This is a genomic window from Rhodoferax sp. SPJ21 (genome assembly GCF_058216335.1).
The window spans coordinates 93,275-105,986 of the sequence record NZ_JBYZMO010000004.1; the positions used below are offsets into that span (position 1 = coordinate 93,275).

General features: G+C 60.0%; 14 protein-coding genes. 1 reads left to right on the forward strand and 13 read right to left on the reverse strand.

Going from position 1 to position 12,712, the window contains the following annotated elements; all coding sequences use genetic code 11:
* Nucleotides 1–4: 4 nt before the first annotated feature.
* Entirely contained in the window at nucleotides 5–637 is a 633-nt protein-coding gene (locus AC4BBN_RS19740) for an arylesterase (RefSeq protein ID WP_490593726.1), read from the forward strand.
* A gap of 15 nt (nucleotides 638–652) precedes the next feature.
* Here AC4BBN_RS19740 and AC4BBN_RS19745 read toward each other — a convergent pair whose 3' ends face one another.
* The 13 genes from AC4BBN_RS19745 to AC4BBN_RS19805 all read right to left on the reverse strand — a co-directional run bounded on the left by AC4BBN_RS19745 (nucleotide 653) and on the right by AC4BBN_RS19805 (nucleotide 12,700).
* Nucleotides 653–832 carry a hypothetical protein gene (locus AC4BBN_RS19745; RefSeq protein ID WP_490593727.1) on the reverse strand — a complete coding sequence of 60 codons (180 nt, stop codon included), beginning with the start codon at nucleotides 830–832 and terminating at the stop codon, nucleotides 653–655.
* 86 nt (nucleotides 833–918) lie between these two features.
* Nucleotides 919–2,130 (reverse strand): PLP-dependent transferase, encoded by a 1,212-nt coding sequence (locus AC4BBN_RS19750; protein ID WP_490593728.1) that lies wholly within the window; start codon nucleotides 2,128–2,130, stop codon nucleotides 919–921.
* Nucleotides 2,131–2,152: 22 nt separating this feature from the next.
* Nucleotides 2,153–2,677 (reverse strand): phosphoribosyltransferase, encoded by a 525-nt coding sequence (locus AC4BBN_RS19755; protein WP_490593729.1) that lies wholly within the window; start codon nucleotides 2,675–2,677, stop codon nucleotides 2,153–2,155.
* A gap of 70 nt (nucleotides 2,678–2,747) precedes the next feature.
* Nucleotides 2,748–4,091, reverse strand: coding sequence for an adenylosuccinate synthase (locus AC4BBN_RS19760; RefSeq protein ID WP_490593730.1), 1,344 nt, complete (start codon nucleotides 4,089–4,091; stop codon nucleotides 2,748–2,750).
* 13 nt (nucleotides 4,092–4,104) lie between these two features.
* The gene (locus tag AC4BBN_RS19765) at nucleotides 4,105–5,253 is read right to left on the reverse strand and encodes an ATP phosphoribosyltransferase regulatory subunit (RefSeq protein ID WP_490593731.1); all 1,149 of its coding nucleotides are present in this window, start codon (nucleotides 5,251–5,253) and stop codon (nucleotides 4,105–4,107) included.
* Between the two features lie 108 nt (nucleotides 5,254–5,361).
* Nucleotides 5,362–5,553 (reverse strand): DUF2065 domain-containing protein, encoded by a 192-nt coding sequence (locus AC4BBN_RS19770; RefSeq protein WP_490593732.1) that lies wholly within the window; start codon nucleotides 5,551–5,553, stop codon nucleotides 5,362–5,364.
* A gap of 2 nt (nucleotides 5,554–5,555) precedes the next feature.
* On the reverse strand, nucleotides 5,556–6,461 hold the full coding sequence (gene hflC / locus AC4BBN_RS19775; RefSeq protein WP_490593733.1) for a protease modulator HflC: 906 nt from the start codon (nucleotides 6,459–6,461) through the stop codon (nucleotides 5,556–5,558).
* A gap of 9 nt (nucleotides 6,462–6,470) precedes the next feature.
* Nucleotides 6,471–7,835, reverse strand: a complete 1,365-nt coding sequence (gene hflK, locus AC4BBN_RS19780; protein ID WP_490593734.1) for an FtsH protease activity modulator HflK — start codon at nucleotides 7,833–7,835, stop codon at nucleotides 6,471–6,473.
* A 20-nt stretch (nucleotides 7,836–7,855) separates the two neighbouring features.
* Nucleotides 7,856–9,025: a GTPase HflX gene (hflX, locus tag AC4BBN_RS19785; protein ID WP_490593735.1), complete on the reverse strand. Its 1,170-nt coding sequence runs from the start codon at nucleotides 9,023–9,025 to the stop codon at nucleotides 7,856–7,858.
* A 108-nt stretch (nucleotides 9,026–9,133) separates the two neighbouring features.
* Nucleotides 9,134–9,385, reverse strand: coding sequence for an RNA chaperone Hfq (gene hfq / locus AC4BBN_RS19790; protein ID WP_490593736.1), 252 nt, complete (start codon nucleotides 9,383–9,385; stop codon nucleotides 9,134–9,136).
* Nucleotides 9,386–9,493: 108 nt separating this feature from the next.
* Nucleotides 9,494–10,834, reverse strand: coding sequence for a ribosome biogenesis GTPase Der (gene der / locus AC4BBN_RS19795; protein ID WP_490593737.1), 1,341 nt, complete (start codon nucleotides 10,832–10,834; stop codon nucleotides 9,494–9,496).
* Between the two features lie 31 nt (nucleotides 10,835–10,865).
* On the reverse strand, nucleotides 10,866–12,002 hold the full coding sequence (gene bamB, locus AC4BBN_RS19800) for an outer membrane protein assembly factor BamB (protein ID WP_490593738.1): 1,137 nt from the start codon (nucleotides 12,000–12,002) through the stop codon (nucleotides 10,866–10,868).
* Nucleotides 12,002–12,700 (reverse strand): YfgM family protein, encoded by a 699-nt coding sequence (locus tag AC4BBN_RS19805; RefSeq protein WP_490593739.1) that lies wholly within the window; start codon nucleotides 12,698–12,700, stop codon nucleotides 12,002–12,004. The genes bamB and AC4BBN_RS19805 overlap by 1 nt, the downstream gene beginning before the upstream one ends.
* Nucleotides 12,701–12,712: the final 12 nt, after the last annotated feature.

Consider the following 12,712-nt stretch of genomic DNA (forward strand, 5'->3'; position numbering starts at 1 on the left):
AGTTTTGAAACGTAGACACTTTATCGCGACATGGGCCCTGGGCGCCGCCGTGGGGTCATCTGCGGCCTGGGCGAAGATCACGCCGAACATTCTGGTGGTGGGCGACAGCATCAGCGCCGAATACGGCCTGCCGCGTGGCACAGGCTGGGTGGCCCTGCTGGAACAGCGCCTGGCCGAACAAAAGATCCAGGCAGTGGTGCACAACGCCAGCATCAGCGGCGACACCACCTCGGGTGGCCGCTCGCGTCTGGCCGGCCTGCTTGGCTTTTACCAACCGACACTGGTGGTGATTGAGTTAGGTGGCAATGACGCGCTACGCGGCCTACCACTGCAGTCCACCGAGGACAATTTGCGCCAGATGACCGAGACTGCCCAAAAGGCCGGTGCCAAAGTGCTGCTGGTAGGCATGCAGGTGCCGCCGAATTACGGACGCGACTACGCAAATCGCTTCCAGAACACTTTTGAGCGGGTGGCAAAGTCGGAGAAAACCGGTTTGGTGCCTTTCTTGCTGAAAGGCGTGGCGGATGCGCCGGACCCGGTGGCTTTGTTCCAGCCGGACCGCATCCACCCCAAGGCGGAAGCGCATCCTACGTTGCTGAACAACGTGTGGCCGGAGCTGAAAAAGCTGCTGAACTAGAAAACGAATGACAGGTCAAGCGTCGCCGGAGGCGTCGGGCGGCGGGGTTTGCGTTGCATCGCCCTGATCCTGCACACCGTCGTCAGAGACGCCGTCGTGCTTTCGCTCGCTCTTGGCCTTCAGCTTGTCTTCCTTCTTCTTTTTCTTGGCCAGCTCTTTTTGACGCTTTTCGTATCCGTAATTTGGTGTTGCCAAGGTGGTCTTCTTTCAAAATAAGGCTACCACTTTAACAGCTTGGCCAGCGCCCAGATATTCGCCTGCCCTAGTATCTACCCGCTGGGCTACGCCAGTTTCTGTAGCGCCTGCGCCAAGTCGGCCTGCAGATCCGAAACGGCCTCCAAACCCACAGAAAAGCGTACCAGCGTGCCACGCGCCAGATGGCCCGGCCAGCCCACCCGCATACGAGCCAGTTCGTATGGCACCACCAGACTCATCGGGCCGCCCCAGCTATAGCCCAGCTTGAACAAAGCCAGGGCATCACAGAAGGCGTCCACCTGCGCCAGGGTGTAGCGAGGGTCCAGTACCACGCTGAACAGGCCAGCGGCCGCATCCTGTGCACCGCACAGCGCCTGCCAATGCGCATGGCCAGGCGAGCCAGCCAACGCAGGGTGCAGCACCTGCACAAACTCGGCCTGCTGGCTGCACCATTGTGCGAGGGCGCGGGTCGCCACGTCGTGGGCGCGGTAGCGCAAGGCCATGCTGGGCAAGGAGCGCAGCACCAGCTCGGCATCATTGGCGGCCACACCCAGGCCCAGATGCATATGGGTGCGCTGAACCCTGCGGTGCAGCGCTGGGTCGCGGGTGACGACGCTACCCATCAGCACATCGCCACCGCCGCTGGGGTATTTGGTCAACGCATGGACGGACACATCCACGCCCAGCGTGGTCCCGCTGCCAGGCAGTAAATCAAAGGGGTTAAAGGCCAAGCCTGCGCCCCAGGTGTTGTCCAGCGCGCACCAGATCTTGCGGTCACGGCAGACCTCCAGCAGAGCCGGCAGGTCCGGGAACTCCAGGGTGACGGAGCCCGCAGCCTCGACCCACACCAGCCGGGTGGCCGGCGTGATCTTGGAGACCAAATCGGCTGGATTCATGGGGTCGTAGACCTGGGTGCTGATACCCCAGCGCGCCAGCTCACCTTCGGCGAAGGCCTGGTTGGGGCCATAGACATTGTCGGGCAGCAGCATGGCGTCGCCAGCCTTCAACAAGGCCAAGGCCGCGATGGCGATGGCCGCTAATCCGCTGGGTACCAGTACACAGTAGCGGCCACCTTCCAGCGTGGCGATGCGCTCTTCCAGAGTGTAGGTGGTGGGCGTGCCGTGCAGGCCGTAGGTGTAGGCCGACTTATCCTTCCATTCGAACTCGCGCATGGCGGCCACGGACGGAAAGATGACAGTAGATGCCTTGAACACGCCAGGCTGCGGCGCCGCAAACGCCGCTGGCGGCGTGTACGGGTGGTGGATCAGCTGGGTGGAAGGATGGGGTTGGCTCGCCACAGATAACTTGAGTCTGCCGCGCTTACAGCTTCCACTTTTCCATCAGCTGGGCCGGACGCAGCGCGTCATAGCCCTCGAACGGCTGGTGGATCCAGGGGTTGGTAGGCAAAAACTCGACCGAATAGTCGGGCGTGAAGACGGAAACCGCCTTGGTCCAGATCACGGCGCTACGCAGCTCGGTGATGGGCGCGTAGTCGCTCTTGAGCTGGCGCACCACCGCGTTCAGGGTGTGGCCGGTGTCGGCCAAGTCGTCTACCAGCAGCACCTTGCCTGCGATTTCGCCCTTGGGCGTGGTGATGAAGCGGGCGATGTCCAATACGCCCTGCTGGCGGCCGGCATCCGCGCGGTACGAGCTGGTGGACATGATGGCCAAGGGCTTGTCGAAGATGCGCGACAGCACATCGCCGGGGCGCAATCCGCCGCGCGCCAGGCACAGGATATTGTCAAACTCCCAACCCGACTGGTGGACTTTGAGGGCCAGCTTTTCGATCAGGCTGTGGTATTCGTCATAACTGACGTACAGGTGCTTGCCGTCTTCTGTCAACATGGGGTTACTCCTGAAATAATAGCTACTGACGCAGGCGCTACCTGCGCCAGCGGCCAATTTATCCAATAAATTATGCAGCCTTGTAAGGGTGCTGCATCATGATGGTGTGGTCGCGGTCCGGGCTGGTCGAAACCATGGCGATGGGCACGCCCGTCACCTCTTGAATGCGGCTCAGGTAGCGGCGGGCATTTTCGGGTAGCTTGTTGTAGTCGGTCACACCCACGGTGGAATCGGTCCAGCCATCAATGGCTTCATACACCGGCACGCAGCGGGCAATATCGTCTGCACCCATGGGCAGGATGTCTACCAGTTCGCCGTCCAGCATGTAGCCAGTGCAAAGTTGCAGCACGTCGATACCATCCAGAACATCCAGCTTGGTGATGCACAGGCCGCTCAGGCCGTTGACCTGGGCACTGCGCTTGAGCAGCGCCGCATCGAACCAGCCGCAACGGCGGCTGCGGCCAGTAGTCACACCTTTTTCGGCACCAATGGTGCTCATGTGGTAGCCAGGCGTGCCGGGCTTTTCCCATTCGAGTTCGGTGGGGAACGGACCGCCACCCACGCGGGTGCAGTAAGCCTTTGTGATGCCCAGGATGTAATGCAGCATGCCCGGGCCCACGCCGGAGCCGGCAGCGGCATTGCCGGCGACGCAGTTGCTGGAAGTCACATAAGGGTAGGTACCGTGATCCACGTCCAGCAGCGTACCTTGCGCGCCTTCAAACAGCAGGTTGGCACCCGCTTTGTGGGCGTCATTCAATTCACGCGAGACGTCGGCCATCATCGGCTTGAGCAGCTCGGCATGGCGCATGGACTCGGCATAGACCGTATCGAAGTCGATGGCTGGCGCATGCAGGAACTGGGTCAGCACGAAGTTGTGCAGCTCCAGCAGCTCACGCAGCTTGGTAGCAAAACGCTCGGGGTATTTCAGGTCCTGCACGCGCAGCGCGCGGCGGGCAATCTTGTCTTCATAGGCGGGGCCGATACCGCGACCGGTGGTACCAATCTTCTCAGTGCCGCCTTTTTCACGCAGCGCTTCGCGGGCGATGTCGATGGCCGCGTGGAACGGCAGAATCAGCGGGCAGGCCTCGCTGATGCGCAGGCGCGAACGCACTTCCACGCCAGCTTTTTCCAGGCCTTCGATTTCTTCAAACAGCTTGGCAGCCGAAAGAACCACGCCATTGCCGATGTAGCACTTGACGCCGGCGCGCATGATGCCGCTGGGGATCAGGTGCAAGGCCGTCTTTACGCCGTTGATAACCAAGGTGTGGCCTGCGTTATGGCCGCCCTGGAAGCGCACCACGCCTTGGGCGCTTTCGGTGAGCCAATCGACCAGCTTGCCCTTGCCTTCATCGCCCCATTGCGTACCCACCACGACAACATTGCGACCAGGAACCAGATTTGTTTGGGTGTTCATCTCAGAAATTTTCTTAAATAGCTTGCACGACCCACTGCCCAGCCGCTTGCTGAAGCACGCGATCGCAATGGAACTCATCAACTTCACTCTCATGGCCTGGCAACACGCAGACCACAATCTCACCTTCGGCGCGCAGCGCAGCAATCGCCGCACGCAGATCGTCGGCATGGCCCCAGGGCGCGCGGATGGCGGCCCGCAGCGGACGCGGACCCACGGCCCCCACCAACTGCTTCAAGTCCAGACTGAAACCAACCGCTGGGCGGTTACGGCCAAAGACCGCCCCCACCTCGTTATAGCGACCACCACGCACCAACGCGTCGCCAGCGCCTTGCGCATAAATCGCAAAACGTGCGCCGCTGTAGTAGGCATAACCGCGCAGATCTGCCAGGTCAAAGCTGACTGGCGTTCCAGCCAGCTGCTCCGCCAGCCACTGCAGATCGCGCAGAGCATCCTGGATGGCCGGCAAACGTGGCAATACGCGCAAAGCCTGCTGCAAAATGTTGGCATCGCCATACAACTGCACCAAGGCCAGCAGGCCGTCGCGCGTCGCCGCAGGGAAGCCCTGGCACAGCTCAGCCAGCTCGGTCGCATCCTTGTTGGCCAAAGCAGCATGGATACGCGCCAATAGGTCGGGCGCAGGCGCCACCTCTGCCAGCAAGGCACGCGCAATACGCGCATCCCCCATATCGACCATGAGGCCTTTGACCTCAGCAGCCCGCAGGCAGTCCAGCGACAACTGCAATACCTCCAGGTCAGCTTCCAGGCCGGCATGGCCGTAAATCTCGGCACCCAGTTGTAGCGGTTCACGGGTAGCATGCGGACGGTCTGGCCGGGTATGGGCCACCGGGCCGCAATAGCACAGGCGAGTCACACCCTTGCGGTTAAGCAGATGGGCATCAATGCGGGCAACTTGGGGCGTGGTGTCGGCGCGCACGCCCATCATCCGCCCAGACAGCTGGTCCACCAACTTGAAGGTTTGCAGATCCAATGCCTCGCCGGTACCGGTCAGCAATGATTCCAGATGCTCCAACAGAGGCGGCATGACCAGCTCGTACGCATAGCCACGGGCGGTGTCGAGCAAGGCGCGACGCAGTTCTTCGATGTGCCGGGCCTCGGAAGGCAGGACATCGGCAATGTGATCCGGGAGGACCCAAGCAGACATGGAATTTGGGGAGGCTGTTAAAAAAGAGATTTTACCGGGCTTGAGCACGGGTAAAAACCGCCACGGTACTTTTCCTGCAATCCGCGGCGTTGCAGCGGGAGGCTTCCGCTAGGTCAACAGCAGAAACAAGACCAGTCCGAGCAGCATGCTGCACAGGCCAAAGAAGCGCAGCTGCCCGTCTTGCAGCTCTAAAAGCTGCTTGAACATATTGCGCCAGGTAGGCGGCGAAAGGAAGGGCAGCAGCCCCTCTATCACCAGCACCAGGGCCAGAGCAGCCCAAAGGCTATTACCGTCTTCCAAGATTACTTCTTACCGGCAGGCGCAGCAGCACTGCTGCCGCTACCCCGCATGGCTTTAAAGAAGTCCGAAGAAGGGTCCAAGACCATCACATCGCTCTTCTTGTTGAAGCTGGCTTTGTACGCATCCAGGCTACGGTAGAACTGGGCGAACTGAGGGTCCCTACCAAATGCGTCGGCATAAATACGAGAAGCTTCGGCATCGCCCTCGCCCTTGATCTTCTGGGCCTCACGGGTTGCATTGGCGATGGTCACCTCACGTTGCTTGTCAGCATCAGCGCGGATTTTTTCGCCTTCAGCTGCACCTGTGGAACGCAGCTCATTGGCCACGCGCTTGCGTTCCGCCTCCATGCGGCGGTAGACCGATTCGGTAATGGCCTCCACGTAATCCACACGCGTGATACGCACATCCACCACATCCACGCCCCAGGGCTTGGAACCTTGCACCGCTTCCTGAACTTCACGCTTCACATCGGCCATCAAAGCTTCGCGCTTCAGCGACAGCAGCTCTTTCACAGTGCGCTTGTTGACCTCTTCCTGAAAGGCATTGCGCACCACGCGGTTCAGCTGGTTAGCGCCCGCGTTTTCGTCCAGGCCCACATTCCGGATGTAGTCGGACGGGGCAGAAACACGCCAGCGCACATACCAGTCAATCACCACGCGCTGCTTTTCAGCAGTCAGCATGGGTTCTGCGTCGGTGCTATCCAGGGTCAGCAGGCGCTTGTCGAGGTAGGTGACATTCTGGAAAGGTGGCGGCAACTTGAAGTTCAGACCAGGCTCGGTAATCACCTCCTTGATCTGGCCCAACGCGTAGACCACACCAAACTGGCGCTGATCCACCACAAACAACATGGAGCTCAGCAGCGCGAAAACCACCAGCAGGGACGATGCAATAAAACCAACTCTGTTCAAAGTATTCTCCTAACGCACGTCACGGTCACGCGAGCGCGAGTTGTCGCGCGTGCGGGCATCATTCGACACTATCGCTGGTGCAACCGGCACCACCGAGCTACTTGCCATCGGATCGGCCGCAGTGCTGCTGCTAGCAGCGCCCACCGCAGCCTGTCCTGACATCTGCATGATCTTGTCTATCGGCATGTACAACAGATTGGAACCCTGCTTGGAGTCCACCAGGACCTTGGTGACATTGGTATAGATTTGCTGCATGGTGTCCAGATACATGCGGTCGCGGGTCACCTGGGGTGCCTTCTGGTATTCGGTCAAGACAGAGCGGAAACGTTGCGCATCGCCGTCAGCTTGGGCCACGATACGCGCCTTGTACGCCTCAGACTCTTCCTGTAGACGGGAAGCAGAACCCACCGCACGTGGAACCACGTCATTGGCATAGGCCTGGGCTTCATTCTTGGCACGTTCACGCTCCTGACCAGCCTTCAGCACATCGTCAAACGCGGCCTGCACCTGCTCGGGCGGACGCACGCCGCTTTGCTGCATATTGATACCCACTACCTCCACGCCCAACTTATAGCGGTCCAGAATGGTTTGCATCAGCACGCGCACGCGTGGACCGATCTGGTCTCGCTCCTCTGCCAGCGCCGTATCCATACGCATCTTGCCGACCACCTCGCGGACCGCCGTTTCTGCAGCTTGCACAACGGCTCCACTGGGGTCCTTGCTTTCGAACAGGAAGGCACGAGCGTCGTTCAGACGGTATTGCACCGCGAACTTGATCTCGACGATGTTTTCGTCCTCAGTCAACATAGCGGATTCGCGCAGGCCCGTTGCCTTGATGATGGAATCGCGGCCCACATCTACCGAACGGATTTGGGTCACGGAAACCAGTTCGTGGCGCTGCACCGGGTACGGCAGGCGCCAGTTGAAGCCAGCACCCACCGTGGACTTGTACTTGCCAAACTGGGTAATGACCGCCTGTTGGCCTTCCTGCACGATGAAGAAACCGGTACCCAGCCATATCAGCAGAACCACGCCGGCGATCAAACCGATGCCCACGCCTGCATTCTTCATATCGGGCTGAAAACCTCCACCGCCGCCACCGGAAGACCCGTTGCCGCGCGAGTTGTTCTTGTTGCCGCCAAACAGTCCGCCCAGCTTGCGGTTGAAGTCGCGCCACAACTCATCCAGATCTGGCGGGCCCTGGTTCGGGCCCTGGCCACGGTTGGGCGTGTTCTTGGCAGGCTCTTCCGGCTTTTGAGAACCATCAGACCCGTTGTCGTCACCACGGCCCCAGCGAGGGTCGTTCAAGTTGAACATACCCCGGAGTCGTCCTGGCAGGATGGCCATCGTAAAAGCCCGTATATTGAGATTCATTCGCGCAAGTCTCTCGGTTGTCATTCCTGTATTGTGCCTATGGAAACATCATCTTCGAGCCATTCCGGGGATTGCGTGGGGGCATCTTCCTTAGACATCTTGGCCAAAGCGAGCTCCGCCAGCTTTTGCCGCAATGCCGGCATTCCGTCTCCGGTGCGGGCACTTAAAAAAATCCGGGGGACCTGCTGGCCATCCACCGCAATTTCATCTTGCATCTGGAGCGGCCAACGCGATTTATCAAGAGCATCCAACTTGTTAAATACCAGCAATTGGGGAACATCGTCAGCGCCTATCTCACGCAGCACCATGCCAACTTCGACCATCTGCTCAGGAAAGTTTGGATTGGATGCGTCCACCACATGCAGCAGCAGGTCCGCATCGGCCGCTTCTTGCAAGGTTGCGCGGAACGCATCCACAAGGCCGTGTGGCAGATCGCGGATGAACCCCACGGTATCGGACAGGGATACGGATCGCCCTGCCTCACCCAGATACAGCTGGCGGGTGGTGGTGTCCAGCGTGGCAAACAACTGGTCGGCGGTGTAAGCCCGTGCCTTCACCAAGGTGTTGAACAGCGTGGATTTGCCTGCATTGGTATAGCCGACCAGAGAAATCGTAAAAGCGTCGCGACGTGAACGTTGGCGCCGCTGGGTGCTGCGCTGGCGCACCACTTTTTGCAGCCGCTCCTTGGTGCGCTTGATGGACTCGCCCAACATGCGGCGATCCAGCTCGATTTGCTTCTCACCCGGGCCGCCGCGCATACCGATGCCGCCGCTTTGCCGCTCTAAGTGAGACCAGCGCCTGACCAAACGCGTACTCAGATATTGCAGCCGTGCCAGTTCCACCTGCAGCTTTCCTTCATGGCTGCGCGCGCGCTGGGCAAAGATAGTCAGAATCAGCATCGTCCGGTCGTTGACCGGCAGTTCACAGTGGCGCTCCAGATTGCGCTGCTGCGCGGGACTTAGGCTCTGATCGAAAAGAATCTCGGTGGCGCCGTGCATTTGGGCCAGCAGCTTGATCTCATCGGCCTTGCCACTGCCTACAAACAACGCAGCATCGGGCGCCTGACGCTTGCAGGTAATGCGGGCAACCACGCGCATACCTGCGGTGTCTGCCAACAGGCCCAGCTCTTCAAGTTCTTTGTCAAAATGCGGTGCCCCCAAATCAACACCGACCAGTACGGCCAGTGGCATGTCAGGCGAATCAGAAGAACTCAAATCAGGAAACAGGTAGAGGGGGAAGGCTTTAGTGGACCGGGCAACGCTGTAGAAGCCCGGTCACTAAAAGAATGGCCGGCAATCTCAGGCGGCTGCGTCGGGAGCCGACTCATCCGCAGCGGAGAAATTCACAGCACGGCCAGGAACAATGGTCGAAATGGCGTGCTTGTACACCATCTGGGTCACGGTATTGCGCAGCAGCACAACGTACTGGTCAAAAGACTCAATCTGGCCCTGCAGCTTGATGCCGTTGACGAGGTAAATCGACACTGGCACATGCTCGCGGCGCAAAGTATTGAGAAATGGGTCCTGAAGAAGCTGCCCTTTATTACTCACGATATTCTCCGTGTTGTGAAGATGTTAAAGAAGGTTGGACCTTACCACAGCGATACCGGTACTTACGCTAGGTATGCCTAAGGCCCCACCAAAAATGTTGAGACTTGTTCAGTCGTCTTTGTCGGCGTAAGGATTCGCTGCCGACTTCATCTGGATACGCAACGGGGTACCGGTGAGATTGAAGGCCTTGCGGAAGCGCCCTTCCAGAAAGCGCTTGTAGGCGTCGGTCACATGCTCCAGCGAATTGCCATGGATGATGATCACCGGCGGATTCATGCCACCCTGGTGAGCGTAGCGCAGCTTGGGACGGAACATACCGGCGCGCTGCGGGCTTTGGAAGGCCGTAGCCTCCAACAACAAACGCGTCAGCACCGGCGTGGACATCTTGCACATCGCCGCTTGGTGCGCCTGTAGGATGGAGGCCCACAACGGCCCTAGACCCTGGCGCTTCGTTGCGGAGATGAAATGCAGGGACGCAAATTTCAAAAACGCCAGTCGGGTTTCGATCGAGCGCTGCACCAGTTGCCGCTGGTAGGCATCCACCGCATCCCATTTGTTGATGGCCAGCACCACAGAACGCCCGCTTTCCAGGATGTAGCCTGCGATATGGGCGTCCTGGTCGGTCACCCCCTGGGTCGCATCAATCAGAAGCAGCACCACATGGCAGGTCTCGATCGCCTGCAAAGTCTTGACCACCGAGAACTTCTCAATGGCTTCAAAAACCTTGCCTTTGCGGCGCAGCCCGGCGGTGTCGATTAACTCGAACTTATGGCCATTGCGCTCGAAAGGGACACTAATCGCGTCACGGGTCGTACCGGGCATATCGAACGCCACCAGGCGCTCCTCGCCCAGCCAGGTATTGATCAGCGTCGATTTGCCCACATTCGGGCGACCGGCCACAGCCAGCTTGGTCACACCGATGTCTTCGGCCTCGGCCTCTTCATCCGGGTCGGGCAGATTCAAAGGAGCCAGCGCCAGATCGACAAGACCGCGAATACCCTGCCCGTGGGCTGCGGAGACGGGATATACCTCGCCCAAGCCCAGTTCGTAGAAATCCACCAACTGGTGGCCTTCCTTCATGCCTTCGGCCTTGTTGGCCGTCAGTATGCAGGGCTTGCCCAGACGGCGCAGGTACTTGGCAATATCGTGGTCTTGGGCAGACAGGCCACCGCGGGCATCCACCACAAAGATCACCACATCGGCCTCGGCAACCGCCTGGCGCGTCTGCTTGGCCATTTCCTTGTAGATACCGCTTTCGGCATCCGGCTCGAAACCGCCGGTATCAATCACGATGTACTCGTGCTTGCCCTGGCGGCCATTGCCGTAATGGCGGTCGCGGGTGAGCCCAGCGAAGTCCGCCACGATCGCATCACGCGACTTGGTGAGGCGGTTGAAGAGTGTAGATTTGCCCACATTGGGGCGACCGACTAAGGCCAAGACTGGTTTCATGGTATGGCGCAGATCGGCTGACGCAAATTAATTATTCAGGCTGAAAGCCAAAAACACCGCCGCTGCGGGTCACAACGACTACGGTGTTGCCCGCCAATACGGGGGGCGTAATGATGGGCGAGCCATCGGTGGGCAAGCGATTCAAGAGAGAACCGTCCTCACGGGAGACGAAATGTACCAGACCCGTGCCATCGCCCACTACCAACGAGCGGCCAACGGCCAGCGGCGCGGACAGGTTGCGGTAGCGCAGACGCTCGGAAACCCAGGCGCGCTCGCCATCGGAACGACGCCAAGCCACGATATTGCCATCATCTTCAGAGCCGTAGACAAAGCGGTCATCGCCATGCACACCAATGGAGCCCACGTCTGGCTTGGTCCACAGCAGACCGCCACGCGACGCGTCCACACAGCCCACAGCAGCCTGGAAGGCCCGTGCGCACACCACATCGCCAACCCGGCTGACGCCACCCACCAAATCCACCAGGCGCTCAACATCATTGGTGCCACGCGGCGAGGCAATCGGTGCCTCCCAGCGGGTACTACCGTTGTTCGGATTCATGCCTACCAGGCGACCCGACATGCCGGCGACCAAGGTGTCACCTACGGCCATCAGCACGCCGGACTGGCTGAGCACCAAGGCCTCGCCAGTGCGTTGCTGGCTCCACAATTTGCGGCCCGTCGCGCCATCAAAGGCATTGACGGAGCGGTCTGCCGCCAACACGAACACGCGTCCTCCAGCCACCAACGGCGCGGTCAGGGTTTGGGCTGCCAGGCGCTGGCGCCACAGTACACGGCCAGCCTGCAGGCCGACCACCTGGTTGTCACGTGTGACCACGGCAGCCAATGTGCCGTCGCTGCCCACACCGGCAGACAAGGGGCCACCGACAGCTACACGCCACAGCGATTGGCCGCTTTTCGCATCCAGCGCAGACACCGCGCCATCGGATCCTGCCAGGGTCACGGTCCCGCTCGAGACATTGACCGACAGCGGGAAACCCGCCTCACCCAGTCGCACGTTCCAGGCCGTGCGCACGCCCAGCAGGGCCACGTTGGCGGGTAAATCTGCGGGCTTGGGTTTTTCGGGGGTGCTGGAACAGGCAGCCAGCACCGCTACCAAAACAATAGCTACTGGTGCACGAAATATCTGCGCAAACGGCATATTTTTCATTATTTCTTGACTTCCACAGAGACGGGACCTGCAGACGTGACCACAGGGACCGCAGGACGCGGATCTATGCCCAGACTGTTGAGCTTGACCTCCACCAGGCGGCGATACTGGTCTTGTTCGTCCAAGCCCTTGTAGGCAATCTGGTACTGGGCGATGGCGTCGGTCTTCTTGTCTTGCAGCAGGAAGATATCGCCCTTGCGGTCGGCGACCAGGGGTTCAAAGTCCTTGGGAAAGCTGCCCGACAACTGCTTCAAAGCATCGTCGTAGCCCTTGGCGTCCAGCAGCACGCCGGCCAGACGCAAATGCGCGATGGCCTGGTAGCCCTCATCCGAGGACTGCTCGGCGACCCAGGTCAGGGCCGCCTTGGCTTCATCCGGCTTGCTCTTTTCATACAGGGTCTTGGCAGCCAGCAGGCCAGCCTGCTGGGCGAATGCCGTACTGCCGAACTTATCCTTCATATCGGAAAAAGCGCGCTCGACCATGGCCACGTCACCGGCTTTGGACGCGCGATCCACCTCGTCGTACAGGGCGGCCGCTTGGGCCGCCTGGCTACGCTGCCAGTACTGGTAGCCGTTCCAGCCGGCAAATGCAGCCAGCACCACAATCAAAGACCAGGTGATCAGATTGCCAAAACGGTTCCAGAAAGCTTTGAGCTCGTCAAGCTGTTCTTGTTCTTCAAGGTCGAGGTGGTTTGCCATAAGGTTCTAAAA

What these genes read in the sequence shown, in the direction of transcription:
- AC4BBN_RS19765 (WP_490593731.1), bottom strand. Translation starts at nt 5,253, where the DNA reads ATGTCTGCTTGGGTCCTCCCGGATCACATTGCCGATGTCCTGCCTTCC.
- bamB (WP_490593738.1), bottom strand. Translation starts at nt 12,002, where the DNA reads ATGAAAAATATGCCGTTTGCGCAGATATTTCGTGCACCAGTAGCTATT.
- der (WP_490593737.1), bottom strand. Translation starts at nt 10,834, where the DNA reads ATGAAACCAGTCTTGGCCTTAGTCGGTCGCCCCAATGTGGGCAAATCT.
- AC4BBN_RS19760 (WP_490593730.1), bottom strand. Translation starts at nt 4,091, where the DNA reads ATGAACACCCAAACAAATCTGGTTCCTGGTCGCAATGTTGTCGTGGTG.
- AC4BBN_RS19805 (WP_490593739.1), bottom strand. Translation starts at nt 12,700, where the DNA reads ATGGCAAACCACCTCGACCTTGAAGAACAAGAACAGCTTGACGAGCTC.
- hflK (WP_490593734.1), bottom strand. Translation starts at nt 7,835, where the DNA reads ATGAATCTCAATATACGGGCTTTTACGATGGCCATCCTGCCAGGACGA.
- hflX (WP_490593735.1), bottom strand. Translation starts at nt 9,025, where the DNA reads ATGCCACTGGCCGTACTGGTCGGTGTTGATTTGGGGGCACCGCATTTT.
- AC4BBN_RS19755 (WP_490593729.1), bottom strand. Translation starts at nt 2,677, where the DNA reads ATGTTGACAGAAGACGGCAAGCACCTGTACGTCAGTTATGACGAATAC.